This is a genomic window from Aeromicrobium wangtongii (genome assembly GCF_024584515.1).
In the GTDB taxonomy this organism is placed as follows: domain Bacteria; phylum Actinomycetota; class Actinomycetes; order Propionibacteriales; family Nocardioidaceae; genus Aeromicrobium; species Aeromicrobium wangtongii.
This window is the reverse complement of the sequence record NZ_CP102173.1, coordinates 2,842,179-2,867,926: the sequence shown is the minus strand read 5'-3', so window position 1 is coordinate 2,867,926 and position 25,748 is coordinate 2,842,179. Positions and strand designations below refer to the sequence as shown.

At 70.0% G+C, this 25,748-nt stretch carries 28 protein-coding genes; 16 read left to right on the top strand and 12 right to left on the bottom strand.

Annotated elements, in window-relative coordinates; translation table 11 throughout:
• Positions 1-19 precede the first annotated feature (19 nt).
• Together mqo and NQV15_RS14085 are read right to left on the bottom strand one after the other, a co-directional pair.
• The gene (gene mqo / locus NQV15_RS14090; protein ID WP_232401356.1) at positions 20-1,549 is read right to left on the bottom strand and encodes a malate dehydrogenase (quinone); all 1,530 of its coding nucleotides are present in this window, start codon (positions 1,547-1,549) and stop codon (positions 20-22) included.
• Positions 1,550-1,716: 167 nt separating this feature from the next.
• Positions 1,717-2,313, bottom strand: a complete 597-nt coding sequence (locus tag NQV15_RS14085) for a hypothetical protein (RefSeq protein ID WP_232401358.1) — start codon at positions 2,311-2,313, stop codon at positions 1,717-1,719.
• Between the two features lie 59 nt (positions 2,314-2,372).
• Between NQV15_RS14085 and NQV15_RS14080 the strand changes: the two genes are divergently transcribed.
• From NQV15_RS14080 to NQV15_RS14055, 6 genes are all read left to right on the top strand, one after another.
• Complete coding sequence (locus NQV15_RS14080) at positions 2,373-3,272, top strand: aminoglycoside phosphotransferase family protein (protein WP_232401360.1); 900 nt, start codon at positions 2,373-2,375, stop codon at positions 3,270-3,272.
• Positions 3,273-3,320: 48 nt separating this feature from the next.
• Positions 3,321-3,995 (top strand): VOC family protein, encoded by a 675-nt coding sequence (locus tag NQV15_RS14075; protein WP_232401362.1) that lies wholly within the window; start codon positions 3,321-3,323, stop codon positions 3,993-3,995.
• Positions 3,996-4,041: 46 nt separating this feature from the next.
• A complete protein-coding gene (gene dapE / locus NQV15_RS14070; protein ID WP_439647526.1) occupies positions 4,042-5,094 on the top strand; it encodes a succinyl-diaminopimelate desuccinylase in 1,053 nt (350 codons plus the stop codon).
• Positions 5,091-5,819: an LOG family protein gene (locus NQV15_RS14065; protein ID WP_232401366.1), complete on the top strand. Its 729-nt coding sequence runs from the start codon at positions 5,091-5,093 to the stop codon at positions 5,817-5,819. The genes dapE and NQV15_RS14065 overlap by 4 nt, the downstream gene beginning before the upstream one ends.
• A 6-nt stretch (positions 5,820-5,825) precedes the next feature.
• Positions 5,826-6,395 carry a DNA-3-methyladenine glycosylase I gene (locus NQV15_RS14060; RefSeq protein ID WP_306459346.1) on the top strand — a complete coding sequence of 190 codons (570 nt, stop codon included), beginning with the start codon at positions 5,826-5,828 and terminating at the stop codon, positions 6,393-6,395.
• 77 nt (positions 6,396-6,472) lie between these two features.
• Positions 6,473-7,054: a hypothetical protein gene (locus NQV15_RS14055; RefSeq protein ID WP_232401368.1), complete on the top strand. Its 582-nt coding sequence runs from the start codon at positions 6,473-6,475 to the stop codon at positions 7,052-7,054.
• Between the two features lie 9 nt (positions 7,055-7,063).
• On the opposite strand, the gene NQV15_RS14050 is transcribed toward NQV15_RS14055, so the two are convergent.
• Positions 7,064-7,867: an enoyl-CoA hydratase/isomerase family protein gene (locus NQV15_RS14050; RefSeq protein ID WP_232401370.1), complete on the bottom strand. Its 804-nt coding sequence runs from the start codon at positions 7,865-7,867 to the stop codon at positions 7,064-7,066.
• Between the two features lie 106 nt (positions 7,868-7,973).
• Between NQV15_RS14050 and NQV15_RS14045 the strand changes: the two genes are divergently transcribed.
• Together NQV15_RS14045 and NQV15_RS14040 are read left to right on the top strand one after the other, a co-directional pair.
• A complete protein-coding gene (locus NQV15_RS14045) occupies positions 7,974-8,135 on the top strand; it encodes a DUF3117 domain-containing protein (protein WP_019145023.1) in 162 nt (53 codons plus the stop codon).
• Positions 8,136-8,495: a hypothetical protein gene (locus NQV15_RS14040; RefSeq protein ID WP_232401372.1), complete on the top strand. Its 360-nt coding sequence runs from the start codon at positions 8,136-8,138 to the stop codon at positions 8,493-8,495.
• Positions 8,496-8,738: 243 nt separating this feature from the next.
• Here the strand turns inward: NQV15_RS14040 and NQV15_RS14035 are convergent, their stop codons facing one another.
• Positions 8,739-9,281 (bottom strand): class I SAM-dependent methyltransferase, encoded by a 543-nt coding sequence (locus tag NQV15_RS14035; protein ID WP_439647524.1) that lies wholly within the window; start codon positions 9,279-9,281, stop codon positions 8,739-8,741.
• A 223-nt stretch (positions 9,282-9,504) separates the two neighbouring features.
• Here NQV15_RS14035 and sigE point away from each other — a divergent pair, with 223 nt between their 5' ends.
• Together sigE and NQV15_RS14025 are read left to right on the top strand one after the other, a co-directional pair.
• The gene (sigE, locus tag NQV15_RS14030) at positions 9,505-10,086 is read left to right on the top strand and encodes an RNA polymerase sigma factor SigE (RefSeq protein WP_232401380.1); all 582 of its coding nucleotides are present in this window, start codon (positions 9,505-9,507) and stop codon (positions 10,084-10,086) included.
• Between the two features lie 2 nt (positions 10,087-10,088).
• Complete coding sequence (locus NQV15_RS14025) at positions 10,089-10,931, top strand: anti-sigma factor family protein (RefSeq protein ID WP_232401382.1); 843 nt, start codon at positions 10,089-10,091, stop codon at positions 10,929-10,931.
• Positions 10,932-10,933: 2 nt separating this feature from the next.
• On the opposite strand, the gene NQV15_RS14020 is transcribed toward NQV15_RS14025, so the two are convergent.
• Together NQV15_RS14020 and NQV15_RS14015 are read right to left on the bottom strand one after the other, a co-directional pair.
• Positions 10,934-11,251 (bottom strand): sec-independent translocase, encoded by a 318-nt coding sequence (locus NQV15_RS14020; RefSeq protein WP_232401384.1) that lies wholly within the window; start codon positions 11,249-11,251, stop codon positions 10,934-10,936.
• A gap of 9 nt (positions 11,252-11,260) precedes the next feature.
• The gene (locus NQV15_RS14015; RefSeq protein ID WP_232401386.1) at positions 11,261-12,400 is read right to left on the bottom strand and encodes an Mrp/NBP35 family ATP-binding protein; all 1,140 of its coding nucleotides are present in this window, start codon (positions 12,398-12,400) and stop codon (positions 11,261-11,263) included.
• Positions 12,401-12,478: 78 nt separating this feature from the next.
• Between NQV15_RS14015 and NQV15_RS14010 the strand changes: the two genes are divergently transcribed.
• Both NQV15_RS14010 and NQV15_RS14005 read left to right on the top strand, forming a co-directional pair.
• Positions 12,479-14,179 carry an ABC-F family ATP-binding cassette domain-containing protein gene (locus tag NQV15_RS14010; protein ID WP_232401394.1) on the top strand — a complete coding sequence of 567 codons (1,701 nt, stop codon included), beginning with the start codon at positions 12,479-12,481 and terminating at the stop codon, positions 14,177-14,179.
• A complete protein-coding gene (locus NQV15_RS14005; RefSeq protein ID WP_232401396.1) occupies positions 14,176-14,781 on the top strand; it encodes an SAM-dependent methyltransferase in 606 nt (201 codons plus the stop codon). The genes NQV15_RS14010 and NQV15_RS14005 overlap by 4 nt, the downstream gene beginning before the upstream one ends.
• A gap of 60 nt (positions 14,782-14,841) precedes the next feature.
• On the opposite strand, the gene NQV15_RS14000 is transcribed toward NQV15_RS14005, so the two are convergent.
• Positions 14,842-15,396, bottom strand: coding sequence for a hypothetical protein (locus NQV15_RS14000; protein WP_232401397.1), 555 nt, complete (start codon positions 15,394-15,396; stop codon positions 14,842-14,844).
• Between the two features lie 128 nt (positions 15,397-15,524).
• On the opposite strand from NQV15_RS14000, the gene NQV15_RS13995 reads away from it, so the two are divergent.
• Both NQV15_RS13995 and NQV15_RS13990 read left to right on the top strand, forming a co-directional pair.
• Positions 15,525-16,127, top strand: a complete 603-nt coding sequence (locus NQV15_RS13995; protein ID WP_232401399.1) for an RNA polymerase sigma factor — start codon at positions 15,525-15,527, stop codon at positions 16,125-16,127.
• Positions 16,114-16,842 carry an anti-sigma factor gene (locus NQV15_RS13990; protein ID WP_232401401.1) on the top strand — a complete coding sequence of 243 codons (729 nt, stop codon included), beginning with the start codon at positions 16,114-16,116 and terminating at the stop codon, positions 16,840-16,842. The genes NQV15_RS13995 and NQV15_RS13990 overlap by 14 nt, the downstream gene beginning before the upstream one ends.
• A 21-nt stretch (positions 16,843-16,863) precedes the next feature.
• On the opposite strand, the gene NQV15_RS13985 is transcribed toward NQV15_RS13990, so the two are convergent.
• Complete coding sequence (locus NQV15_RS13985) at positions 16,864-17,382, bottom strand: DUF1003 domain-containing protein (RefSeq protein ID WP_232401402.1); 519 nt, start codon at positions 17,380-17,382, stop codon at positions 16,864-16,866.
• Complete coding sequence (locus NQV15_RS13980) at positions 17,375-18,637, bottom strand: magnesium transporter MgtE N-terminal domain-containing protein (RefSeq protein ID WP_232401418.1); 1,263 nt, start codon at positions 18,635-18,637, stop codon at positions 17,375-17,377. Before NQV15_RS13980 ends, NQV15_RS13985 begins: the two co-directional genes overlap by 8 nt.
• Positions 18,638-18,772: 135 nt before the next feature.
• Here NQV15_RS13980 and NQV15_RS13975 point away from each other — a divergent pair, with 135 nt between their 5' ends.
• Entirely contained in the window at positions 18,773-20,296 is a 1,524-nt protein-coding gene (locus NQV15_RS13975; protein WP_232401420.1) for an OFA family MFS transporter, read from the top strand.
• A gap of 3 nt (positions 20,297-20,299) precedes the next feature.
• Here the strand turns inward: NQV15_RS13975 and NQV15_RS13970 are convergent, their stop codons facing one another.
• From NQV15_RS13970 to NQV15_RS13960, 3 genes are all read right to left on the bottom strand, one after another.
• Complete coding sequence (locus tag NQV15_RS13970; RefSeq protein ID WP_232401422.1) at positions 20,300-20,725, bottom strand: DUF1810 domain-containing protein; 426 nt, start codon at positions 20,723-20,725, stop codon at positions 20,300-20,302.
• A complete protein-coding gene (locus NQV15_RS13965; protein WP_232401434.1) occupies positions 20,722-23,088 on the bottom strand; it encodes an FdhF/YdeP family oxidoreductase in 2,367 nt (788 codons plus the stop codon). Before NQV15_RS13965 ends, NQV15_RS13970 begins: the two co-directional genes overlap by 4 nt.
• 78 nt (positions 23,089-23,166) lie before the next feature.
• Positions 23,167-24,219: an alpha/beta hydrolase gene (locus NQV15_RS13960; protein WP_232401436.1), complete on the bottom strand. Its 1,053-nt coding sequence runs from the start codon at positions 24,217-24,219 to the stop codon at positions 23,167-23,169.
• Between the two features lie 123 nt (positions 24,220-24,342).
• Here NQV15_RS13960 and NQV15_RS13955 point away from each other — a divergent pair, with 123 nt between their 5' ends.
• Positions 24,343-25,716, top strand: coding sequence for a WS/DGAT/MGAT family O-acyltransferase (locus tag NQV15_RS13955; RefSeq protein WP_232401438.1), 1,374 nt, complete (start codon positions 24,343-24,345; stop codon positions 25,714-25,716).
• Positions 25,717-25,748: the final 32 nt, after the last annotated feature.

Sequence of the window (25,748 nt, the reverse complement as noted above, 5' to 3'; positions counted from 1 at the left end):
GCAACCCCCGGGGCTCAGGTCAGGAGAGCTCGCGCTCCTCGGTGAGGCGCAGGGTCTTGTCGGACCAGCGGCGCAGGTCTGACAGCAGCGTGGTGTCCTGCATCAGGTCGGTGCCGTAGGACGGCATCATGTCGACCAGGCGCGGACGCCAGGCGGCGAGCCGGTCGGGGAAGCAGCTCTCCAGCACGTCGACCATCGCGGCGACCGCGGTGGACGCGCCCGGGGACGCACCCAGCAGGCCTGCGATGGTGCCATCGGAGTGGCTGACCGTGCAGGTGCCGAACTCCAGCGTGCCGGACGCACCGTTGCGGCGGATGGTCTGGACCCGCTGGCCGGCTGTGATGAGCTCGAAGTCGTCGCCGTCGATGCTGGGGGCGAACTCCAGCAGGCTCTCGACCCGCTGGCTGCGTGACTTCAGCAGCTCCTTGATCAGGTAGACCGTCAAGGGCATCGAGTTCATGCCGACGCCGAGCATCGAGAACAGGTTGTTCGGCCGGATCGAGCGGGGCAGGTCGGTCAGGTTGCCGGCCTTCAGGAAGCGCGGTGAGAAGCCGGCGTACGGGCCGAACATCAGGCTCAGCTGGCCGTTGACGACACGGGTGTCCAGGTGCGGCACCGACATCGGGGGAGCGCCCACCGGCGGCTTGCCGTACACCTTGGCGTGGTGGCCCTTGGCCAGGTCGGGGTTGGTGGTCTTGAGGAACTGGCCGCTGACCGGGAAGCCGCCGAAGCCGCGGATCTCCGGGATGCCGGACTTCTGCAGCAGGTGCAGAGCGCCGCCACCGGCGCCGACGAAGACGAACCGCGCGTTGACGCGGGTCTTCTTGCCGGTGGTGGTGTCCTTGACCAGGACGGTCCAGGTCGAGTCGGAGTTCTGCTTGAGGTTGCGGACCTCGTGGTTGTAGTGGAGCTCGGCGCCGGACTGCCCCAGGTGATCCAGCAGCTGGCGGGTCAGCGAGCCGAAGTCGACATCGGTGCCGCCCTCGCTCCAGTTGAGCGCCAGCTTCTCGTCGTCGGAGCGTCCGGCGGACATCAGCGGGAGGCGACGGGCGATGTCGTCGCGGTCGTCGATGTACTGGATGCCCTCGAACAGCGGGTTGTCGACGAGGGCCTCGTGACGGGCCTTGAGATAGGCCGCATCGGCCTCGCCGCGGGCGAAGCTCACGTGCGGCACCGCGTTGATGAACGTGCGCGGGTCGCCGAGGAAGCCCTGCGTGACGCCGTGGGACCAGAACTGCCGCGACAGCTGGAACTGCTGGTTGACCTTGATCGCCTTGGAGACGTCGATGGTGCCGTCGGGACGCTGAGGCGTGTAGTTCAGCTCGCACAGAGCCGAGTGGCCGGTGCCCGCGTTGTTCCAGGGGTCCGAGCTCTCCTTGGCCGGCTCGGCCAGCCGCTCGAACAGGCTGATGCTCCAGCTCGGCTCGAGGTTCTTGACCAGGGCCCCGAGCGTGGCGCTCATGATGCCGCCGCCGACGAGCAGGACGTCCGTGTGGACGACCGCCGGGCTGCTGCCGTTCCGGATGACGAGGGAAGAGCTGTCAGTCACGCGAGGATCACCAAGAATTTCGGGTCGTAGGTCTGGTGCACATGCAGTGGCTCTTGTGAAGCCACGCACAAGCCTCGCGCGCGAGAGGGCAGAATGCCCCATCGATTCGATGTGATCTAGTCGAATCGGGGTGTGATATCGGTCTCGACGGGCCTGGACGGGCCTGGCTACGCCTCGCGGACGTACGAGGTCAGGGCCGTCACGGTTGGTCGGGCGGGCGAGGACGCGAAACCGAAGTGGACCGGCGGCGTGACGGGGGCCAGCTCGCCGAGCTCCTCGCCCTCCCACGTCGCGCGGGCGCACGTGAGTCGGCGCACCTGGGTCGCGGCGTACCACTCGGTGCGCCCCCCGCCGGCCGTCCCGAAGGTCTGGACGCCGGGCATGATGCGCCGGGCCACCGGGTTGCACGCTCTGGCCCACGCGGACCTGCGGCGGATCGTCGAGGGCACCAGGCGCAGGACGGGGGAGACCCACAGCCGTCGCCCGGGGGTGAACCGGGCCTGCAGGGAGCGGGTGTGCACCGACCACTCCTCACCACGGGCGACGGAGACCGGCTCGATCCGCACCTCGTCGAAGGCGTACGTCGACGCCACGAAGTCGGCGATGTCCTGGCGCGGCGCCAGCAGGATGCGATGACCGGATGGCTGCTCGAGCATGACGTCCGCGAACGGCCCGAACGGGCTGGTGTCCCAGATGCCGACGACGATGCGGGTGCCCGACGAGGTGCCCAGTCCGGCGATGTGACCCGCGAACGCGCTCGTCATGTCTTCAGTGTGTCCCACCGCACCACAGACGCGGCCGCCACGATGGCAGGCTGGCTCCCATGGCCCTCCTGCCGTTCGACCTGCCGCAGGCCCTCCAGGCGTACGCCGGACGGGGCGACGACTGGGCGCGGTGGATCGCCGGGCTGCCGCGGCTCGTGCGCGACCTGCTGGACGACTGGGAGCTCGCGGTCGATGGCGAGCCCGTCCACGGTCACACCGCGCTGGTCGTGCCGGTCACCGCAGCGGGGGAGCGGCTGGTGCTCAAGGTCGTCATGCCGCACGAGGAGGCCCGGCACGAGGCGCTCGCGCTGCAGCACTGGCACGGACGCGGCGCCGTGCGCCTGGTGCGGGCCGATCCGCGACGCGATGCGCTGCTCCTGGAACGCCTGCACGGGCGCGACCTGGGCGAGGTGCCGGTGCTCGAGGCCTGCTCGGTCGTCGCGGGCCTGCTCGGGCGGCTCCACGTCCCGGCGCCACCGCAGCTCGTCCCGCTCACCGCCTACGTCTCGCGGTGGACCGAGGAGCTGGCCGTGCTGCCCCGCGACGCCTCGCTGCCGCGCCGTGTCGTCGAGCAGGCCGTGCACCTGGGCCGGGCCCTGGTGTCCGACGACGACAGCACCGGGCGGCTCGTCCACGGCGACCTGCACTACGGCAACGTGCTGGCCGGCGACCGTGCCCCGTGGCTGGCGATCGACCCGAAGCCGGTGTCCGGGGACCCGCACTACGAGGTGGCGCCCCTGCTGTGGAACCGCTGGGCCGAGGCCGTGGCGTCCGGGGACCTGCGGACCGCGATCAGACGACGCTTCCACACGGTGGTCGACGACGCGGGGCTGGACGAGGACCGGGCGCGCGACTGGGTCGTCGTCCGGGAGGCGCACCGGGCGATGTGGGCGATCCAGGACGGCGAGCCGGACGGCGTCACCGCGGCGATCACGATCATCAAGGCCGTCCAGGAATAGCAGCCTCGATCGCTCGCAACCGTCGGTCGGGACCACTACCGTGACGACATGCCGATCGTGACCTTCAAGGACCTGATCATCGACGCCAACGACGTGTCCGCGATGGAGGGATTCTGGTCCAGGGCGCTGCACCTGGACAGCGAGTTCTTCGAGGATGACGGTTCGGCGGTGCTGCGTGGCACCCGCCAGTCGCAGACGGTCTGGATCAATCTCGTCCCGGAGGCGAAGGCGGTCAAGGACCGCGTCCACCTCGACCTGTGTGCCGAGTCCCTGGACGACTTCGCCGGCGTCCCCCAGGTCACCGAGGACGGCGAGTTCCCCTGGACGACCTTCACCGACCCGGAGGGCAACGAGTTCTGCGTGTTCGTCGGCGACCGGCGACCGCCCGGCCTCAAGGACGTCGTGGTCGACTCGGTCGATCATCGCGCGATCGGTGCCTGGTGGGCCGAGGTGTGGGGCGGGACGCTGGGCGAGGACGACGAGTACACCTACCTGGACGACATCCCGGGCGCCCCGGTCGAGTCCTTCGACTTCGTCCCGGTGCCCGAGCCCAAGACGGTCAAGAACCGCATCCACTGGGATGTCGTCCTGGAGCCGGGCGCGAGCGTCGACGATCTCGTCGCCAAGGGCGCGACGGTGCTCGCGGAACCGACCGAGGACGAGCAGTGGACCGTCATGGCCGACCCCGAGGGCAACGAGTTCTGCGTCTTCGAGCACCGTTGAGCAAATGGGCTCGCGCGGCGCGTGGCAGAGTGACGACGTGGCCACCATCGACCTGACCTCAGACATCGTGACGCTCACCGCGGCACTGATCGACATCGCGTCCGAGAGCCTGCAGGAGCAGGAGATCGCCGATGCGGTCGAGTCCGCGCTGCAGCCGCTGGACCACCTCGAGGTCGTGCGCGACGGCAACACGATCGTCGCGCGCACCGCCCTGGGACGACCCGAGCGGGTCGTCATCGCCGGCCACCTCGACACCGTCCCGGCCAACGACAACTTCCCCTCGCGCCTGGACGGCGACGTGTTGTTCGGCCTCGGCTCGTGTGACATGAAGGGCGGCGTCGCCGTGGCGCTGCTGCTCGCCGCGACCGTGCCCGACCCGGTCCGCGACGTGACCTACGTGTTCTACGACGGCGAGGAGATCGCCGCGGAGCACAACGGTCTGGGACGGCTCGCCCGCGAACGCCCCGAGCTGCTCGCCGGTGACTTCGCGATCCTGATGGAGCCGTCCGACGCCGGTGTCGAGGCCGGCTGCCAGGGCACGATGCGCGTGGAGATCCGTACGACGGGGGAGCGGGCGCACTCGGCCCGGTCGTGGATGGGCAGCAACGCGATCCACGCGCTGTCCCCGGTGCTGGAAACTCTCACCACCTACACCGCACGCGAGGTCGAGATCGACGGGCTGGTCTACCGCGAGGGGCTGAACGCCGTGGGCATCCGCGGCGGCGTGGCCGGCAACGTCGTGCCCGACGAGGCCGTCGTGACCGTGAACTACCGGTTCGCCCCCGACCGCTCCGAGGAGCAGGCCCACCAGCACCTGCAGGACGTGTTCGCCGGCTTCGAGCTGACCATCACCGACTCGGCCCCCGGCGCCCTGCCCGGGTTGTCGCGACCGGCAGCCGCAGCGTTCGTGACGGCCGTCGGTGCGCAGCCGCGGCCCAAGTTCGGCTGGACCGACGTCGCCCAGTTCACCCAGCTGGGCATCCCGGCCGTCAACTACGGCCCGGGCGACCCGATCTACGCCCACAAGGCGGATGAACAGGTACCCGTCGAGCACCTGCACCGGGTGCACGAGACCCTCACGAGATGGCTGCAGACATGACCGATTCCCGCGCCCACCGGATGGGCCCCGTGGAGCTGCGACGTGGCAGGCTCCCCGACAGCACCACCGACCAGCGGCTGCTCGACTCGCGCGGCGACGCCGGCTGGGTGCACACCGACCCGTGGCGGGTCCTGCGCATCCAGGCCGAGTTCGTCGAGGGATTCGGCTCCCTCGCCGAGCTGGGGCCCGCGGTGAGCATCTTCGGCTCCGCCCGCACCCAGCCCGAGGACCCGATGTACGCCGCGGCCCAAGAGATCGCCCGGACCCTGTGCGGCGAGGGCTACGCGATCATCACCGGCGGTGGACCGGGCGCGATGGAGGCCGCCAACAAGGGCGCCAGCCAGTGCGGAGGGGTCTCGGTCGGTCTCGGCATCGAGCTGCCGCACGAGCAGGGGATGAACGAGTGGGTCGACCTCGGCATCCACTTCCGGTACTTCTTCGTCCGCAAGACGATGTTCGTCAAGTACGCGCAGGGCTTCATCGTCCTGCCGGGCGGCTTCGGCACGATGGACGAGCTGTTCGAGGCGCTGACGCTGGCCCAGACACGCAAGGTCACGTCGTTCCCGATCGTCCTGTTCGGCAGCGCCTACTGGGGTGGGCTGGTGGACTGGCTGCGCGACACGATGGCGGTCGACGGCAAGATCGGACCCGACGACATCGGGATGCTGCACGTCACCGATGACGTCCAGGAGGCCGTGTCCTACTTCGTCGGCAAGGACACCTGACCGGCGGTGAACGACAGTCGCGAGGTGATCGTCCGGTGCCCCTGGGGCGACGACCCGGCGATGACGGCCTATCACGACACCGAGTGGGGCCGTGAGCTGCGCGGCGACCGCGAGCTGTTCGAGCGGCTGTCGCTGGAGGCCTTCCAGTCCGGCCTGTCCTGGGCGGTCATCCTGCGCAAGCGCGAGCGGTTCCGCGAGGTGTTCGGCCGTTTCGACCCGCAGGCCGTTGCCGCCTTCGGGGAGCCCGACGTCGAGCGGTTGCTGACCGATCCCGGCATCGTGCGCAATCGCCGAAAGATCGAGGCGACGATCAGCAACGCCCGTGCCGTGCTCGACCTCGACCAGCCGCTGAGCGACCTGTTGTGGTCATTCGCCCCCGGTCCGCGTCCGGCTCCGCGGTCGGCGGCCGACGTGCCGGCCACGACGCCGGAGTCGGTGGCGATGGCCGCGGAGCTCAAGAGGCGCGGCTTCCGGTTCGTCGGACCGACCACGGCCTATGCGCTGATGCAGGCCACCGGCATGGTCAACGACCACCTCGCCGACTGCATCGTCCGCACAGGACGGGTGCCCGCCTGACACCCGTGCCACATCCGTCGCGCCGTGGCCAGGCGTGGCGCCGCGAGATGGCGGCCCCGGCGGCTTACGATCCGGTCATGTCGAACCGGAGAATTCCTCGCTCCCGCCGCGCGATCGGCGCCGTCGTCCTGCTGCTGAGCGCCGTGCTCGTGGCCTTGGTCGGGATCATCGTCTCGACCGTTCCCGTCCTCATCGTCTCCACGTTGTACGCCGTGGTCGCCGGTGGCGTCGCCGCGCGCCTGCTGACCGACGAGGTCGCCCAGCTGCGCCGCGACTGGGCCGCCGACCGCGCCCAGCTCGCCGACAGCAACCGCAATGCGTCCGTCGCGCGTTCGCGCGAGCACATCGCCTTCGCCGACGAGATGGGGCAGCGCGTCCGTGTGCGGGACGAGCAGATCGCGAGCCTGCGCGATGCCATGGTCACCGCCGAGATCGAGCTCGCCCAGGCCCGCGAGCGGGTGTCGGCCGAGCGTGCCCGCAGCGCTGCCCTCGAGTCCGATGCCAACTCGGCGCAGTCGGACCTGGAGTCCGCCCGCATCGACCTGCGCCGCGCCAGCGATGCGCTTGCGGCCAGCGAGAGCGCCGAGCTGCAGGTCCGTGCCGAGCTGCTCGCCTGGCAGGAAGCCGCCTCCGAGGAGAGCCGGCGCAAGTTCGCCTGACCCGGCGCCTCACCGGCCGGTGAACACCGGCTTCTGCTTGGCCAGGAAGGCCTCGACGGCCACCCGGTGATCCGAGGACGCGCCGGTGATCGCCATCTTCTGCCCTTCCTGCTCCAGCGACGACGCCAGGTCGTGGCTGGCCGAGTGGACCAGCACCCGCTTGATCGCGCCATAGGCGAGCGTCGGCCCGTCGGCCAGCTCCCGGGCCAGCTCGGCGACCGCGGCGTCGAGCTGCTCGTCGTCCACGACCGAGGTGGCCAGCCCGAGGCTGAGCGCCTCGTCGGCGCCGACGGTGCGGGGCCGCATCAGCAGGTCGGTGGCCCGGGCGTGGCCGATCAGCCGCGGCAGCGTCCACGACGCGCCGGTGTCGCACGAGAAGGCGATCGCGGCGAAGGCCGTGTTGAATCCGGCGGAGCGGCCCAGGACGCGGAAGTCGGCTGCGAAGGCCATCGACGACCCGGCTCCGGCGGCGATGCCGTTGACCGCGGCGATGACCGGCTTGGGCATCGTGGCTATCGCCGTGACGATGGGGTTGTAGTGATCGACGACGGTCGTGGCGCCGCCGAGCTCCTCGTCACCAGCCAGCCAGGCCACGTGCTCCTGGAGGTCCTGGCCGACGCAGAAGGCGCGCCCTGAACCGGTCAGGACGACGCAGCGGACGGCGCTGTCGGCCGCGGCGGCGTGCAGCGCATCGCGCAGCGCAACCTTCGTCTCAAGTGTCAGGCTGTTCATAGCATCGGGCCGGCGCAGTCGCACGGTGGCGATCCCGTCGGCGACGTCATACGAGACAGGTTGGACGTCTGGATCGCTCATGGAGGGCTCCTGCGGGGGACTGCGGTCGTCAGCGGTCCGAGCATAGGCGATAATGGTAGGCACGCTTCGACCGTTGCGGTTGAGCACCAGGACGAGAGGGGAACTGATGGCCGCCATGAAGCCACGGACCGGAGACGGACCGATGGAGGTCACCAAGGAGGGACGCTGCATTGTCATGCGCGTCCCGCTCGAGGGTGGTGGACGTCTGGTCGTCGAGCTCAACAACGAGGAAGCGGCCACTCTCGGCGACGCACTCAAAGCCGTGTAGATGTACGGCCTGACCGTGCGCTGGTCGTTGGCCGACGCACCGAAGGGGACCTTGAAGGCCTTGAGGGCCTATGTCGAGGACGAGTCGTACGCCAAGTTCGCCGGCCTGGACGGTCTGCGGTTCAAGACCTGGCGGGTCCGCAAGGGCGAGTGGTTCGAGGGCAGCTATGTCTTCGTGTCCGACGAGGCGCGTGCGGCGTTCCAGGCATCCTTCGAGCCGGGCGCTGCGGACGCGCCCGGCTCGAAGCTCATCGGCTCTGCGCCGATCCTGATCGAGCCGTGCGAGATCGTGGCCGTCGTCCGCGGTCCTGCGGGCTTCCGCTCGTCCAGCCACTTCGAGCACGAGCCCCAAGAAGACTGACCACCCCCGTCGCTGACGCGTGGCTTGCGCACGCTGACGCGTGCCTTGCGCACGGTGACGCGTGCCTTCCGTACGGTGACGCGTGGCTTGCGTACGGTGAGGCGTGGCTTGCGCACGTGCGTAACCCCCGCGTCAGCGTGCGCAACCCACGCGTCGGCGTCTAGAACCCACGCGTCGGCGTGCGCAACCCACGCGTCGGCGTCTATAACCCACGCGTCAGCGTGCGTAACCCACGCGTCAGCGTCAGGGGAGGAGCTGGGCGACCAGGAGGCCGTCGCCGAGGGGGACGAGCATGCTGCGCAGGCGGTCGTCGTCGGCGACTCGCTGGATGACCTCGCGGATGGCCGTGGTCTCGGCATCGCGCTGGGCCGGATCGGCGACGCGGTCGTGCCACAGGGCGTTGTCGAAGGCGATCAGGCCGCCGGGACGGACCAGGCGCAGCGCCTGGTCGAGGTACTCGCCGTACTCGACCTTGTCGCCGTCCAGGAACACCATGTCGTAGCCGGCATCGGTCAGCCGCGGCATGACGTCCAGACCTGCACCGGCGATCAGCCGGAAGCGCTGCGGGGCGTACCCCGCCGCGGTGAACGTCTCGCGTGCGAGACGCTGGTGCTCGGCCTCGAGATCGACCGAGGTCAGCGTGCCGTCGGGCTGCATGCCGCGCAGCAGCCACAGCCCCGAGACACCGGTACCGGTGCCGATCTCGGCGACCGACTTGGCGCCGATCGCGGAGGCGAGGAAGGACAGTGCGGCGCCGGCCCCGGGTCCGATCGGGGTGACCTCCACCTCGTCGGCGCGTCGTCGTGCAGCAACGAGATGCTCGTCCTCGCTCTGGTGGTCCTCGGCAAATGCCAGGCTCGCTGCGGTGGTGATGTCAGACTCCTCGTTCGATGGTGTGGCCCCAGCCTATCGGCGCGGAGCCGCCAGACGGGGGAGGCCGCGACGCGAAATTGCGGAACAGTCAGGGCGTTCTGTGCGTTCTCTCAGGTGAAGGCACAACGATCGACGCATGAAGGCGGATGAAGTGACCACGACGACCCTCGACGGGACTCCCATGGACTGGGAGGGAATCGTCGCGGAGCACTCGGCACGCGTCTACCGGTTGGCCTACCGTCTCAGCGGCAATCGGCAGGACGCCGAAGACCTCACGCAGGACGTGTTCATCCGGGTGTTCCGGTCGCTGGACTCCTACGAGCCGGGCAACTTCCCCGGCTGGCTGCACCGCATCACGACCAATCTGTTCCTGGACCGGGTGCGTCGCAAGTCGCGGCTCCGGATGGATGGCTTCGGCGACGGCGCCGAGGACCGGCTGCTGAGCCACGAGGTGCTGCCGGAGTCGGCCGTGCACGACGCGAACTTCGATCCGGACATCGAGAAGGCCCTGGCGTCGTTGTCCGATGAGTTCCGCGTCGCGGTGGTCCTGTGCGACATCGAGGGTCTGTCCTACGAGGAGATCGCCGACGTACTGGGCATCAAGCTCGGCACCGTCCGGTCGCGGATCCACCGCGGCCGCACGCAGCTGCGCGAGACGCTGGCCCACCGCGCGCCCAGCAAGGGACGCACCAGGTTCGCGGGCCCGGTCGGGGCGTAGTCATGCCGCATCTGGGTGCCGATGTCGCCGCATACGTGGACGGACAGCTGTCCGATTCCGCGATGCGCGATGCGGTGACCCATCTGCAGACCTGCGACGAGTGCGAGAAGGCCGTCCGGCAGCAGAGGCTGCTGAAGTCGCGGATGTCGACCGTGACCACCCCCGGGCCGCCGCCGGCCCTGCTGGCGTCCCTCACCGAGCTGGCCAGCGTCCCGCCGCAGCGCGAGGGATGGTGGACCCGCCTCGCCCGTTCCGCGCCGTTCCGAGCCGGCGTCGTGCTGGTCAGCGCCTCGCTGGCCGTCATCGGGGCCGCGTACGTGGTCGGTGGGGGCGCCGAGCGCATGGGCGACGAGGTCGCCCCGCCGTACAACCGGTACGTCGAGGACTTCGAAGGGCGCTCGTCCGCGCGTCCCGGCGACGTGATCACTGCGGCCGCGATGGACGACCTGAGCGAGTACGGCTGGGCCTGCCACGACGTGCTGGCCGGCGATCTGCGCCGCGTCTCGGGCGCGTTCGCCGACGGCACCGAGGTCATCGCGCTGAGCTACTCCGACGGCGTCTCCCGGCTGAACCTGTTCGAGCAGGCTGGCGCCCTGGACACCGACCGGCTCGACGGCTTCCGGCCCGAGCAGCTGGGCCGCTCGCAGGTGTGGGTGCGTCACAGCGAGCCGATGGTCGTGACCTGGGACGACGACGGGACGGTCTTCACGATCGTGACGGATCTGCCGGTCGACCGCGTCGAGCGGGCGGTGGACGAGCTGCCCGGCGGCTCGCAGGAGCGGGGGATGGGCGAACGCGTCAGCGACGGCTTGGACCGCATGTCGGCGTGGATCGGTGCCGCCTGAGGTCAGGTCGCCTCGGGATCGAAGGGTGCTGACTCACCCGGGCGCAGGATGCGGGTCTCCCTGACCGCCGCGGGCGTCGTGTCGTCGTCCAGGATGTTGCGGCGCACGATCTCGCGCGGGTCCAGGCTGCTCAGGTCGAGGTCCGAGAAGTCCTCGCCGAGCTCGCGGCTGAGATCGTTCTTGGCGTTGTCGGCCATCTTGCGCACGGTCCGGACGAAGCCGGCCGCCTGCTTGGCCAGCTCGGGCAGCTTCTCGGGACCGAACAGCAGCAGGGCGAGCACCATGATCACCGCGATCTCGGGCATGCCCATGCCGAACATGGTGCGACCCTACAGGCGGCCGGCGGGGGCGAGCCCCAGCTGCATGCCGGCGAGGCCCCGCGAGCGTCCGCTGAGCTGATCGGCGACGCCCTGCAGGACCTTGGCGGACTCCGAGTCGGGATCGGCCAGGACGATCGGGTCACCGGCGTCACCGCCCTCGCGCAGCGTCTGGTCGAGCGGGATCTGCCCGAGCAGGGGCACGTCGTAGCCGAAGCGTGCGCTCAGGGTCTCGGCGACCTTGGCCGCGCCGCCGGATCCGAAGATCTCCATCCGCTCGCCACCGGGGATCTGCAGGTACGACATGTTCTCGACGACACCGACGACGCGCTGGTGCATCATCGAGGCCATCGTGCCGGCCCGCTCGGCGATCTCTGCGGCAGCAGGCTGCGGCGTGGTCACGACGATGACCTCGGCATTGGGCAGGTGCTGGCCCAGGCTGATGGCCATGTCGCCGGTGCCCGGCGGGAGGTCGAGCAGCAGCGCGTCCAGATCTCCCCAGTAGACATCGCTGAGCATCTGGACGAGCGCGCGGTCGAGCATCGGGCCGCGCCATGCGACGACCTGGTCCTTGCGCGGCTTGAGCATGCCGATGCTGATGACCTTCAGGCCCTTGATCGGGACCGGCATGATCATGTCCTCGACCTGGGTGGGGCGGACGTCGCCCACACCGAGCATGTCGGGGATCGAGTGGCCGTAGATGTCGGCGTCGACGATGCCGACCTTGAGCCCGCGCTTGACCATCGCGAGCGCGAGGTTGACCGTGACGGTCGACTTGCCGACGCCGCCCTTGCCCGACGCGATCGCGTAGACCTTGGTCAGTGAGCCGGGCTGGGCGAAGGGCACCTCACGGTCGGCGCGGCCGCCGCGCAGCATCGTCTGCATGTCCTTGCGCTGCTCGTCGGTCATGACGCCCATCTCGACGACCACCGCGGCGGCGGGGGCCACCGTCACGACCGCTGCGGTGACGTCGCGCGTCAGCGTCTCCTTGAGGGGGCAGCCCGAGACCGTCAGCAGGATGCGCACGGTGATCTGCGTGTCCTCGATCGTGATCGTGTCGACCATCCCGAGCTCGGTGATGGGACGCTTGATCTCGGGGTCGTTGACTCCTGCAAGGGCCGTGCGGATCTGTTCTTCGGTGACTGCAGCCATTGCTCCATGGTACGTGGGGCTGGTGGCCGATCAGGCTGAGTGTGACCTAACCGCGGAGGCGGCTGCGAGGATGGTGCGGTGGCACACCTGGACCTGAGCTCGATCGACTTCACCCTGTCCGACGGGCGACCGCTGCTGGACGAGGTCAGCCTGCGGGTGGGGGAGGGCGCCAAGGTGGCCCTGATCGGCCCCAACGGCGCGGGCAAGACGACGCTGACCCGCATCGCGACCGGCGACCTGGCCCCGCACTCGGGCGCCGTGACGGTGACCGGCGGGCTCGGCGTCATGCGCCAGTTCATCGGGTCGGTCCGCGACGACACCACGGTCCGCGACCTGCTCGTCTCGGTCGCTCCCGCCACGGTCCGCCTGGCCGCGCTCGAGGTCGACCGCACCGAGCTGATGATGATCGAGCGCGACGAGGAGCAGGACCAGATGGCCTATGCGCAGGCCATCGTCGACTGGGGTGACGCCGGGGGATACGAGCACGAGGCGATGTGGGACGTCTGCACGATGGCGGCCCTGGGCCTGCCGTTCCAGCAGGCGCAGTACCGGCAGGTCTCGACACTGTCCGGCGGCGAGCAGAAAAGGCTCGTGCTGGAGGCCCTGCTGCGCGGGCCCGAGCAGGTGCTCCTGCTGGACGAGCCGGACAACTACCTCGACGTCCCGGCCAAGCGCTGGCTGGAGCAGCAGCTGGTCGACAGTCCCAAGACCGTCCTGTTCGTGAGTCACGACCGCGAGCTGATCGAGCGGGTGGCCGACCGGATCGCGACGCTCGAGCCGGGCCCCGGCGGCAGCACCCTGTGGGTGCACCCGGGACGTTTCTCGACCTATCTGCAGGCGAGGATCGACCGCAACGCCAAGCTGGAGGAGCGGCGGCTGCGCTGGGACGAGGAGCGCGCCAAGCTGAAGGCGCTGGTGATCATGTACCGGCAGAAGTCGACCTTCAACTCCGACATGGCGTCCCGCCTGCATGCCGCGGAGACGCGCCTGGATCGGTTCGAGCGTGAGGGCCCGCCCGAGGCCGTCCCGATCGCCCAGACCCTGCGGATGAGGCTGGACGGCGGACGCACCGCCAAGCGCGCCGTCGTCGCCGAGCAGGTCGAGCTGACCGGGCTGATGAAGCCGTTCGACCTGGAGATCTGGTTCGGGGAGCGGGTGGCCGTGCTGGGCAGCAATGGCTCGGGCAAGTCGCACTTCCTGCGGCTGCTGGCCGCGGGCGGCTCCCGGCCGGACACCGAGCACGAGCCGGTGGGCGACATCGTCCCGCCGCCGGTCGAGCACACCGGCATGGTCCGGCTGGGCTCGCGGGTGCGTCCGGGCTGGTTCGCGCAGACCCATGAGCATCCGTCGCTGATGGGGCGGACGCTGCTGGAGATCCTGCACCACGGGGACGGGCACCGCCGCGGCATGGGCCACGAGGGATCGGCCAAGGCGCTGGACCGCTACGGCCTCGCCAAGGCCGGCGACCAGGTCTTCGAGCAGCTCTCCGGTGGACAGCAGGCGCGGTTCCAGATCCTGCTGCTGGAGCTGGCGCACGCGACGGTCCTGCTGCTGGACGAGCCGACCGACAACCTCGACCTGGAGTCGGCCGAGGCGCTGGAGTCGGCGCTGGCGACATTCGAGGGCACCGTCGTGGCGGTGACGCACGACCGGTGGTTCGCCCGCGGATTCGACCGCTTCGTGGTCTTCGGTGCCGATGGCAGGCTGTATGAGTCGGACGAACCGGTGTGGGACGAGCAGAGGGTCGCAGGTCGATCCGGAGCAGTGAGGAACGTATGAGCCAGGACTTGTTCACCGAGGACTACTGGGACGATCGGTACGCATCGGAGGACCGCATCTGGAGCGGGCAGCCCAATCCGCAGCTCGTCGACCGGATCGCCGCAATGGCGCCCGGCCGTGCCCTGGACGTCGGCTGCGGGGAGGGGGCGGACGCGATCTGGCTGGCCCAGCAGGGCTGGACCGTCACGGCGCTGGACGTCTCGCAGGTCGCGCTGGACCGGGCCGCGCGCCACGCGGCCGATGCCGGGGTGGCGGACGCCATCACCTGGCACCGGGTCGATCTCAGCGCGTGGGCGGGGGAGCCGGGCGCCTACGACCTGGTGTCGGCGCAGTTCATGTACCTGCCGCCGCCGGCGCTGCCGACGCTGTACAGGCAGCTGGGTGACGGGGTCGCCCCCGGTGGGACGTTGCTGCTGGTGGGTCACCATCCGATCGACGAGCGGCCCGGCGACCACGACTTCCCCGACATCCGCTGGACGCCCGAGGAGGCCGTGGAGTGGCTCGATGCGGACGACTGGACCTCGATCGAGACGGCCACGGTCCGCAGGCAGGGCCACTCGGGGACGATGCACGACGGGATCGTCCAGGCGACACGCGCCTGAGACACAGCGAGACCTGATGCATCGGCCTGCGGCCACGATGCATCAGGTCTCGTGAGTGGGTCAGCCCTTCGGGCGGACCTTGGCGTAACCGAAGGTCGCACCCTTGGCGAAGGCGTCCACGCCGAAGGTCGCGTTGAGCGCGCCGGCCGACGTCTTGGTCAGCACGAGCTTGAGCGGGCCGTACTTGGTCCGGTCGCTGCTCTCGAGGGTGAACAGGAGAGCGGACTTGGCATTGGCCTTGGATCCGCTGACCTTGCCGTAGACGCGCAGCTTGTTGACGTCGATCTTGAAGTTGCGCAGCGAGATCTTCGCCTTTCCGGCCGCCAGCTTGATGCCGCCCGTGTGGCTGATCTGGAGCTTCGAGACGTTGATCGAGCTGATCGGGAAGCGGGCAGCCAAGGTGCTGCCCGCCGGGCCCGCGGTGGCCGGCTTGATCGCGCTCGGCTTGATGCCGGCCCCGGCGACGAGCTTGTAGACCTCGGGAGCGACGACGACGCGGGTGTCACCGTTCTCAAAGCTCGAGTGAGTGGCGGCCTGAGCGGTCGTGGTTCCCGCTCCGACCAGTGCGAAGCCGGCAACGGCTGCGACGAGTACTCGCCATGACCTGGTTCTCATGGGTGTTCCCTTTCGTTGCGGACCAGCAGATTCCGGTCCTCACTCCTTTCGGCCCGGGGGCCCGATTTGGATGCGCGGGAACCGCAGGGTTCTGAGATGCTGACAAGGGTCGAGCGAAGGAGGGTGTCATGGGCGTCGGCTCATCGCTGGACGACGACGGACATCCGGCTCGGGCCGCGGCGGACAACCCGACCGAGGCTCCCGACGAGCACATCGCGTCGGCCTTCGCGGCCGGCCTCGACTGGGCGCTGGCCGAGGCGTTCCGCCGCTGGGCGCCGCTGGTGCACACGATCGCACTGCGCAGCCTGGGGCACGCGGCGGACGCCGATGACGTGACCCAGCAGGTCTTCGTGCAGGCCTGGCGAAGTCGCGGCAGCTATGACGCCGCGATCCGTCCCCTGCCGGCCTGGCTGACCGGCGTGACCCGGCACGCGATCGCCGATCGGATGGCGATGCGGGCCCGGGAGCGCAATCTCGCGCTGCGCCTGGTGCGGCTGGCCGCGCCGTCGGTCGAGTCCGTCGACGTGGCCGATGCGGTGTACGTGGGTCATCTCCTGGACCAGCTGCCGCAACCGCGCCGAGGGATCCTGGAGCTGGCCTACCTCGGACACCACACCCATGCGGAGGTGGCGGCACGGACGGGACTGCCGCTCGGTACCGTGAAGAGTCATATCCGCCGCGGGCTCGCTGACCTGCGCTCCCACCTGGAGGCCACGGATGAACCATCCTGAGGTCGACGAGCTGCTGCAGCTCGCGCGCGATGGCTCGTCCGACGAGGACGTCCGGCGCCACGTCGAGGACTGTGAGCAGTGTGCGGCCGAGCTGCAGTCCATGAGTCGTCTGGTCGGGGCGGCGGCGGCCATCGGGCCCGCTCTCGAACCCGACGCGCTGGTCGCACCGTCCAGCGCGGTGTGGGACCGCATCCAGGCCGAGCTCGCAGCGTCCGACGCGCAGCCCTCTGTCGGGCCGGACCGTTCCGCGGCACCCCGTCGGGGCCGGCGCCCGATGGTGGTCGCCGTCGCCGCAGCCCTGACCGGGATCGTGCTCGGTGGGGTCGGCGGCTATCTCCTGGCCGATGACGGGTCGGGGGACCGGACGGTCGCCGATCCGCGCGACCCCGTCGCCGTCGGGACGCTCACCCCCGTCGGACGCGATGACGTCACCGGCCAGATCGCGATCAGCCCCGGGGACCGCTCGCGGTCGCTGACGATCACGTTCTCCCGCGCCGTGACCGGCCCCGGGTACGTCGAGGCCTGGTTGCTGGACCCCCTGACCAACGAGATGCTCGCCCTCGGGGTCGTCGGACCCGAGGGCGGCACCGTGACCGTCCCGGCCGATGCCGACCTGAGCCGGTTCACCACGGTGGACATCTCGCGCGAGCCGTTCGACGGGGACCCGGCGCACTCGGTTGAGAGCCTCGCGCGGGCCGTCCTGCGCCAGACCTGAGCCGCAGACGCCGGCCGGGTCTCAGCCCTGCTCGGCGTCCCGCGGGTCGTCGGCCTCGTCGCGCCGTTCATCCAGGTCCTGGACCAGGTTGCGCAGCTCGCCGCGGATGAAGTCACGCGTCGCGACCTCGCCGATGCCCATGCGCAGGCTGGCGACCTCGCGGGCCAGGAACTCCATGTCGGCGGTGGTCTGCGCGGCAGTGCCGCGGTCCTGCTCCTGCGTGACGCGGTCGCGAGCCTCCTGGCGGTTCTGCGCCAGGAGGATCAGGGGTGCGGCGTAGGACGCCTGCAACGACAGGATCAGCGTCAGGAAGATGAACGGGTACTCGTCCCAGCGCGGACGATCGGGGCCGTAGGGCATGTTCCAGCCGATCCAGATCACCACGAACAGCGTCATCCAGGCGATGAACGTCGCCGTCCCGAGAAAACGGGCCGTCGACTCGGCGAAGCGACCGAAGCGCTCAGGGTCTATCTCGCCGCGGCGGGGGCGGAAGCTGCGACGGACCTCGCGGGGCTGGTCGAGACGGGCGCGCTCAGCCACGGCTCATCACCTCCCCGGTGTCGGGATCGCTCTCCCGCCAGCCCTTGGGCAGCAGGTGGTCGAGCACGTCATCGATCGTGACGGCGCCGAGCAGGCGGGCGTTCTCGTCGACGACGGGCAGCGCGACCATGTTGTAGGCCGCCAGCAGATTGGCCACGTGCTCCAGCGATGCGGTGGGGCGCGGCCAGTCGATGTCGTTGTCGACGATAGCGCCGACCAAGGTCGACGGCGGTTCGCGAAGCAGCGCCTGGAAGTGGACGACGCCGAGGAACTTGCCGGTGGGGGTCTCCAGCGGCGAGCGGCACACGTAGACCATCGACGCCAGGGCCGGGATGACATCGGGGTTGCGGACGCGCGCCAGCGCCTCGGCGATCGTCGCATCGGCGGGCAGCACGACCGGCTCGGTCGTCATCATGCCGCCGGCCGTGCGCTCCTCGTACGACAGCAGGCGCCGGACGTCCTCGGCGTCGTCGGGCTCCATCTGGGCCAGCAGCTGCTCGGCCGTGGCGGGGGGCAGCTCGCCGAGCAGGTCGGCGGCGTCGTCGGGGTCCATCTCGGTCAGCACGTCGACGGCACGTCCCGGGTCCAGCACGCCGAGGATCTCGACCTGGTACTTCTCGGGCAGCTCCTCCAGGACATCGGCGAGGCGCTCGTCGTCGAGCTCGGTGACGACCTCCATCCGGCGCTTGGGCGGCAGGTCGCGCAGCGCGTTGGCGACATCGGCGGCGCGCATCTCGTCCATCGTGGCCAGCAGGTGGGTCGCGCCCTGCGTGGTCTCCTCGCTGGTGAGGCCCTTGACCTCGTCCCACTCCAGGACCTGCTGCGGGCCCCGGCGCCCGAACCGCTTGCCGGCCGCCTGCACGGCGAGGTTGGAGATGTACCAGTCGCGACGTGGGTCCTGCTCCATCGCGAGGTCGTAGACCGTGCCCGGGCTGCCGTCCGGCAGGGTCACGCTGCGGTCGAGCAGCTCGTGGATCGCCAGCGTCTCGGTGCTGCGCTGCTCGAACCGGCGCACGTTCAGGACGCCGGTGGTGATGATCTGCCCGGAGTCCATGGACGTGACGCGGGTGATCGGCAGGAACACCCGGCGGCGACCGAGCACCTCGACCACGATGCCGAGCACGCGGGGACGTTGCTTGGCCGAGCGGACGGCGACCACGACGTCGCGCAGCTTGCCGACCTGGTCTCCGGCGGGGTCGTAGACGGCCTGCCCGACGATGCGGGACAGGAAGATCCGACCGGGGGTAGCGCTCACGCCAGAACTCTACCGGGGGCAGGGGGGTCGTACCGGGCCAGCGCTGTCCGCGTCCGCGCGCCGTTCACACGTGCGGACCGGGCCTTTGGACCCTACGGTGAGACATGAGTCACACATCGACCTCCTGGGGGAGACATGGCCATCGCTGTCCTTGACCGTCGGCACACCATCGCCAAGCCGGGATTCAACCGGTGGCTGATCCCGCCGGCTGCGCTCGCGGTGCACCTGTGCATCGGGCAGGCGTACGCGACCAGCGTCTACAAGTCGTCGCTGGTCAAGCACTTCGACGCGAGCCTGACGCAGATCGGCATCATCTTCTCCATCGCGATCGTGATGCTGGGGCTGTCCGCAGCGGTCTTCGGCACCTGGGTCGACACCGGCGGTCCGCGTCGGGCGATGGTCACCGCGGCGCTGCTGTGGTCCGGCGGCTTCCTGGTCGGGGCGCTGGGCATCGCGAGCGACCAGCTGTGGCTGGTGTACCTCGGCTACGGCGTCATCGGCGGCATCGGCCTGGGCATCGGCTACATCTCGCCGGTCTCGACGCTGATCAAGTGGTTCCCCGACCGTCCCGGTCTGGCGACCGGCATGGCGATCATGGGCTTCGGCGGTGGAGCGATGATCGCCAGCCCGCTGTCGGCCAAGCTGCTGGGCATCTACGACGACAAGTTCGACACCGCGACCGGCATCGCCTCGGGATCGGCGGTCGCCAAGCTGTTCGTGACGCTGGGCCTGATCTACCTCGTGCTGATGCTGTTCGGCGCGTGGCTCATCCGGGTCCCCGCCGACGACTGGAAGCCCGCGGGCTTCGATCCCGCGTCGGTCAAGAGCAAGGCGCTGGTGACGACCGACAACGTCTCGGCCGCCAACTCCATCCGGACCCGCCAGTTCTGGCTGCTGTGGATCGTGCTGTTCTGCAACGTGACGGCCGGGATCGGCATCCTGGAGCAGGCCGCCCCGATGATCCAGGACTTCTTCCGGGAGGGGTCCACCTCGACGGTGAGCGCCGCATCCGCGGCGGGCTTCGTCGGGTTGCTGTCGCTGTTCAACCTGTCGGGACGCTTCATCTGGTCGTCGACCTCGGACGTCGTGGGTCGCAAGAACATCTACGTCGGCTACCTGGGCCTCGGCATGGTCCTGTACGCATTCCTGGCCTTCCAGGGCTCGTCGTCGACGATCCTGTTCGCCCTGCTGGCCGGCGTCATCATCAGCTTCTACGGCGGCGGATTCGCGACGGCACCTGCCTATCTGCGTGACCTGTTCGGCACCTACCAGGTCGGCGCGATCCACGGACGGCTGCTGACCGCGTGGGCTGCCGCGGGCGTCGTGGGGCCGCTGATCGTCAACGGCTTCCTTGACGCCCAGGGCGAGCCCGGCAAGCTCAACGCCGGGGACTACCGTCCCGCCCTGCTGACGATGGTGGCGATCCTGGCGATCGGCTTCGTGGCGAACCTGCTGATCCGTCCGGTGGCCGACCGCTTCCACGAGGAGACGACCGCGGAGACCGACGCGCCGGCCCCAGAGAGTGCGGCTCCCGGCGGCGGCCACGACATCGCAGTGGACAAGGCCGGACCGCTGCTGGTCATCGCATGGATCGTCGTGGCGGTGCCGCTGGCCTACGGGATCTACGAGACCGTGGTGAAGGCGGCCAACCTGTTCTGACGCTCAGAGGCGTTCGAGCGTCGCGGGATCGTCCCGGCCGTCGAAGTGCCGGTCCAGGACGGCACGAAATGGCCCCGGGTCGTCGCTGACCGCGGCGAACAGGGTCATCGACGAGCACAGCTTCTGGGCGTCGACGCCGCCCAGGACATCGGTGGCCGAGCCCTGGACGTCCGCCATGATCTGCGTGCACTCGAGCAGGCGCGGGCCCAGCACCGGGTGCGAGAGGTAGGCGAGCGCCTCGTCGCGCCCCGAGATCGCGAAGCGGGCCGCCGTCTCGCTGCGGCCGAGCCCGGCGACCTGGGGGAGGACGAACCACATCCAGTGCGTCGTCTTGTGCCCGTCACGCAGCTCGGCGACGGCGCGCTCGTAGGTGCCGTTGTCCTGGGCGTCGACGAAGCGCTGCAGATCGTACGGATCGGCGCCCGTCACGACAGGTGCCGCGGCTGCCGGTCGGACTTGTGGCCCTCGTCCGAGCCCACGCTGTCCTGCGACGCACCCTGCTCGGCGCCGGCCTCCTGGCCCGTGCCCGCCGGAACCAGCCGGACGATGACCGACTTCGAGCTGGGCTGGTTGCTCCCGGTCGCGGTCGAGTCAAGCGGCACCAGGGGATTGGTCTCGGGGTAGTAGGCCGCCGACGACCCGCGGGGGGTGTCGTACGCGACGATGCGGAATCCCTCGGCGACGCGCTTGACGTCATCGTCCTCCCAGTGCGCCACGATGTCGACGAGATCGCCGTCGTGGAAGCCTTGGGTGACGATGTCGTCGGGGTGCACGAACACGACCCGGCGACCGTCCTCGATGCCGCGGTAGCGGTCACTGAGGCCGTAGATGACGGTGTTGAACTGGTCGTGGCTGCGCAGCGTCTGCAGCACCAGGTGACCGTCGGGCACCTGCAGGACCTCCAGCGGCGAGGCGACGAAGTGCGCCTTGCCGGTCTTGGTCTCGAAGGTCCGCGAGTCCCGCGGCGGATGGGGCAGCACGAAGCCGCCGGGACGATCGGCCTTGCGCGAGTAGTCCTCGCACCCCGCGACGACGCGCGAGATGTGGTCGCGGATGATGTCGTAGTCCTCGGCCATCGCGGCCCAGTCGATGCCGTGACGCTTGCCGATCGTCGCCTCGGCGATGCCGGCGATGATCGCGACCTCCGAGCGCAGGTAGGGGCTGGCGGGCTCGAGCACGCCGCGGGAGGCGTGCACCGCGGACATCGAGTCCTCGACGGTGATGAACTGCTCGCCCGAGCCGCTCATGTTCTTCTCGGTGCGGCCCATCGTGGGCAGGATCAGCGCGGTCTCGCCGCACTCGAGCATCGAGCGGTTGATCTTGGTCGCGACCTGCACCGTCATCGCGGCCTTCTTCAGAGCCTTGGCCGTCACCTCGGTGTCGGGCGCCGCTGCGACGAAGTTGCCGCCCAGGCCCATGAAGAACGATGCCTTGTCGTCGCGGAACGCGCGGATCGCGTCGACCGTGTCCAGGCCGTGCTCGCGCGGCGGGTCGAAGCCGAACTCGGCCTGCAGGGAGTCCAGGAAGTGCTCCGGGGCGCGCTCCCAGATGCCCATCGTGCGGTCGCCCTGCACGTTGGAGTGCCCGCGGACGGGGCACAGCCCGGCGCCGCGCTTGCCGATGTCGCCGCGCGCGAGGGCGACGTTGACGATCTCCTTGATCGTCGCCACGGAGTTGCGGTGCTGCGTCAGGCCCATCGCCCAGCAGTAGATCGTGGCGTTCGAGTCGCGGATCATCTCGGCGACCTCGGTGATCTGCTGCCGGGTCAGGCCGGTCGTGCTCTCGATGACCGGCCAGTCCACCGCCCGGACGTGCTCGGCCCACTCCTCGAAGCCATCGGTGTGCTCGGCGACGAAGTCATGGTCGAGGGCATCCCACTCCACCAGCAGCGAGCCGATGCCCTGGAACAGGGCCAGGTCGCCGTTGAGCCGGATCGGCAGGTGGACGTCGGCGATGTCGGTGCCCCGTCCCACGACGCCACGCGGGACCTGCGGATTGCGGAAGTTGACCAGCCCGGCCTCGCGCAGCGGGTTGACCGACACGATCTTGGCGCCGCGGCGCTTGGCGATCTCCAGCGCCGACAGCATGCGCGGGTGGTTCGTCCCGGGGTTCTGCCCGGCGATCACGATCAGCTCGGCGTCGTAGATGTCGCGCAGGCTCACGCTGCCCTTGCCGATGCCGATCGACTCGGTCAAGGCGGTGCCGCTGGACTCGTGGCACATGTTCGAGCAGTCCGGCATGTTGTTGGTGCCGTAGGCGCGGATGAACAGCTGGTACAAGAAGGCGGCCTCGTTCGAGGCTCGGCCCGAGGTGTAGAAGACGGCCTCGTCGGGGTCGATCGACTTCAGGTGCCCCGCGATCAGCCCGAAGGCCTCGTCCCACGGGATCGCTTGGTAGTGGGTGGCGCCGGGGCGCTTGACCATCGGGTGGGTGATGCGGCCCTGCTCGTTGAGCCAGTAGTCGTCCTGGGCCTCGAGCTCGCGGACGCTGTGCCGGGCGAAGAACTCGGGCGTGGCGCGGCTGCGGGTGCCCTCGTCGGCGACGGCCTTCGCGCCGTTCTCGCAGAACTCGGCGGTGTGCCGGTTCTCCGGGTCGGGATCGGGCCACGCGCAGCTCATGCAGTCGAAGCCGTCGGTCTGGTTGAGCTTGAGCAGCGTCCGCGCCGACCGGGTCACCCCCATGTTGGCCAGCGACCGCGTCAGCGCGACCCGTACGCCGGTGATTCCCGCCGCGGCGTTCTTGGGATAGTGGACCTCGAGCTCGGACTCGTCGATGTGGTGCGACTTGGACATGGCTGCCTCTTCCCTCGTGGCTTTCATTGTCCGGCGGGGACGCCACGTGCGCTACCCGGGAGTGGGGAGCGGGGACCGTCAGAGGCCCGATGCCGCGGCCGTGTCGGTCGTCGGCACCGCCGCGGCCACCGGCGCCGCCGCGCTGGACGGGACCTCGCGCTCGGCCAGACCCCGCACGAAGGCGCCGATCTCCTCGATCGCGAGCCGCGCCTCGGGCACCCACGACGCGGCCGCGTGGAAGACGTGGATCTGCTTCTCCCACACCTGCAGCTCGCAGGGGACCCCGGCCGACACCAGACGGTTGGCCATCAGCTCGGCATCGGCCATCAGGACCTCCCGGGAGCCGACGTGGATCATCGCCGGCGGCATGTCGGCCAGCGGCATGTTGACCGGGTCGACGCGCGCCGTCGTGATGCCACGGCGGGTGTCCATGCGCAGCGTCACGTCGGTGAGCTTGGCGACGGCGTGCAGGGGGAAGAGCTGGCACCGATCGGCATTGCGGTGCGCCTTCTTGCCGGCGGGGTCGAAGTCCAGCAGCGGCGAGAGGGCCACGACGCCGGCCGGCCGCCCCCAGCCCTTGTCGATGACCGCTCGGGCGACGCTGAAGGCCAGGTAGCCGCCGGCCGAGTCGCCGGTGATCGTGATGTCCTCCGCGCGGTAGCCGCGGTCGAGCAGCCACGCGAAGGCGTCCACGCCGTCGGCGACCGACTCGTTGATGGGCTCGTACGGCATCTGGCGATAGCCGACGTTGAGCACCGGTTGCTTGGCCGCATACGAGATGCGCGAGACGAGCCGTCGGTGGGTGTTGAGGCCGCAGGTCAAGAAGGCGCCCCCGTGGAAGTACAGGATCGCCTTGTCGTTGCCCCCGCTGATCTCGTCGACGCCCTTGGCCTGGAGCCACTCGCTGGTGGTGGTCGGCAGGTCGATGGTGCGCCACATCGTGCCCTCGTGCACCGGCAGCAGCTTGGCGGCGTGCTCCACGACATTGGGCGGAAAGACGTCGAACGGCAGATGGCCCCACAGGCCCAGCAGAGGACGCAGGGTGTGCCGCAGGCCGAGCCCGAGGACCTTGGACCTCAGGCTCGAGCCGCGGACGTACGTCGGTCGGGCTGCGAGCGCCAGATGTGCCATGGATCCTGCCTTTCCCGAGCGCCGCCGGGTGGCAGCGGCGCTCACTATTGCACAGGAAGTGACTTGCGCCACATCATTCACAGCGTACTCTCGGTACGTCACTCCCGCAGAAGGACCCGCTCAATGCCGTTCATGCCGCCCACCGACTCGATGTTCCTGCTCGCCGAGTCCCGCGAGCACCCCATGCACGTCGGGGGACTCCAGCTCTTCTCACCGCCGCCGGACGCGGGTCCGGAGTTCGTCCGCGACATGCTGGACGCCTTCACCGCGCACGAGACGTCGCCGTTGTTCCGCCAGCGTCCCGCCGAGCCGGTCGCGTCGCGCGGCAGCACGTGGTGGAAGGTCGACCCCACGCTCGACCTGGACTATCACGTGCGCCACTCCGCGGTGCCGCACCCGGGCCGGATCCGCGAGCTGCTGCAGCTCACCTCACGCTGGCACGGGTCGTTGCTGGACCGGCACCGCCCGCTGTGGGAGGCCCACGTGGTCGAGGGGCTGGCCGACGGGCGCATCGCGGTCTACACCAAGATCCATCACTCGATGCTGGACGGCGTCTCGGGCCTGCGCCTCATGCAACGCTCGCTGAGCCCTGATCCGGACGCCCGTGACTGCGTGCCCCCGTGGGCGCTCCGCAGCCGCGACGCAGACCGGGCGCCGAGCAGGGGCATCGACCCGATCGGCCTCCTGCGGGCGGGTGCAGGAGCGGTCAGCGAGATCGCCGGGCTGCTGCCCGCGTCGCTGCGCATCGCCGGCCAGATCGTCCGCGACGGGGACGTGACACTGCCGATCGCACCCAAGACGATGCTCAACGGCTCGGTCGGGGGAGCGCGCCGGTTCGCTGCCCAGTCGTGGGAGATCGAGCGGATCCAGCAGGTCGCGAAGTCGTCGGCCACGACGCTCAACGATGTCGTGCTGGCCATGGTCTCGGGGGCGCTGCGCACCTACCTCCTGGAGCAGCACGCCCTGCCGGACGAGCCGATGACCGCGATGGTGCCGGTCTCGCTCGCGCTGCGGGCCGGCTCGGCCGAGGACGCGGAACCCGGCAACGCCACCGGGGCGATCGTGGTCAACCTGGCCACCGACCACGAGCACGGCGCGACCCGGCTGGAGGAGATCGCCTACTCCTCGCGCCAGGCCAAGAAGATCATGGGCGACCTGACGCCGACCCAGATCCTGGCGTTCTCGGCGCTGCAGGTGCTGCCGCTGGCGTTGACGCCCGTGCCCGGATTCGTCCGGTACACCCGCCCGCCGTTCAACGTCATCATCTCGAACGTGCCCGGACCCACGGAGCAGCTGTACTTCAACGGCGCGAGGCTGGACGGGATGTACCCGGCGTCGATCGTGCTGGACGGCCAGGCGCTGAACATCACGCTGACCAGCCGCGACCGTCACCTGGACTTCGGGCTCGTCGGCTGCCGCAAGTCCGTCCCTCACCTGCAGCGCCTGCTGACGCACCTGGAGTCGTCGCTGGCTGAGCTCGAGGAGAGCTGGGGCTAGCCAGCGCTGCCGCTGTGTCGTGGCGACAGCGT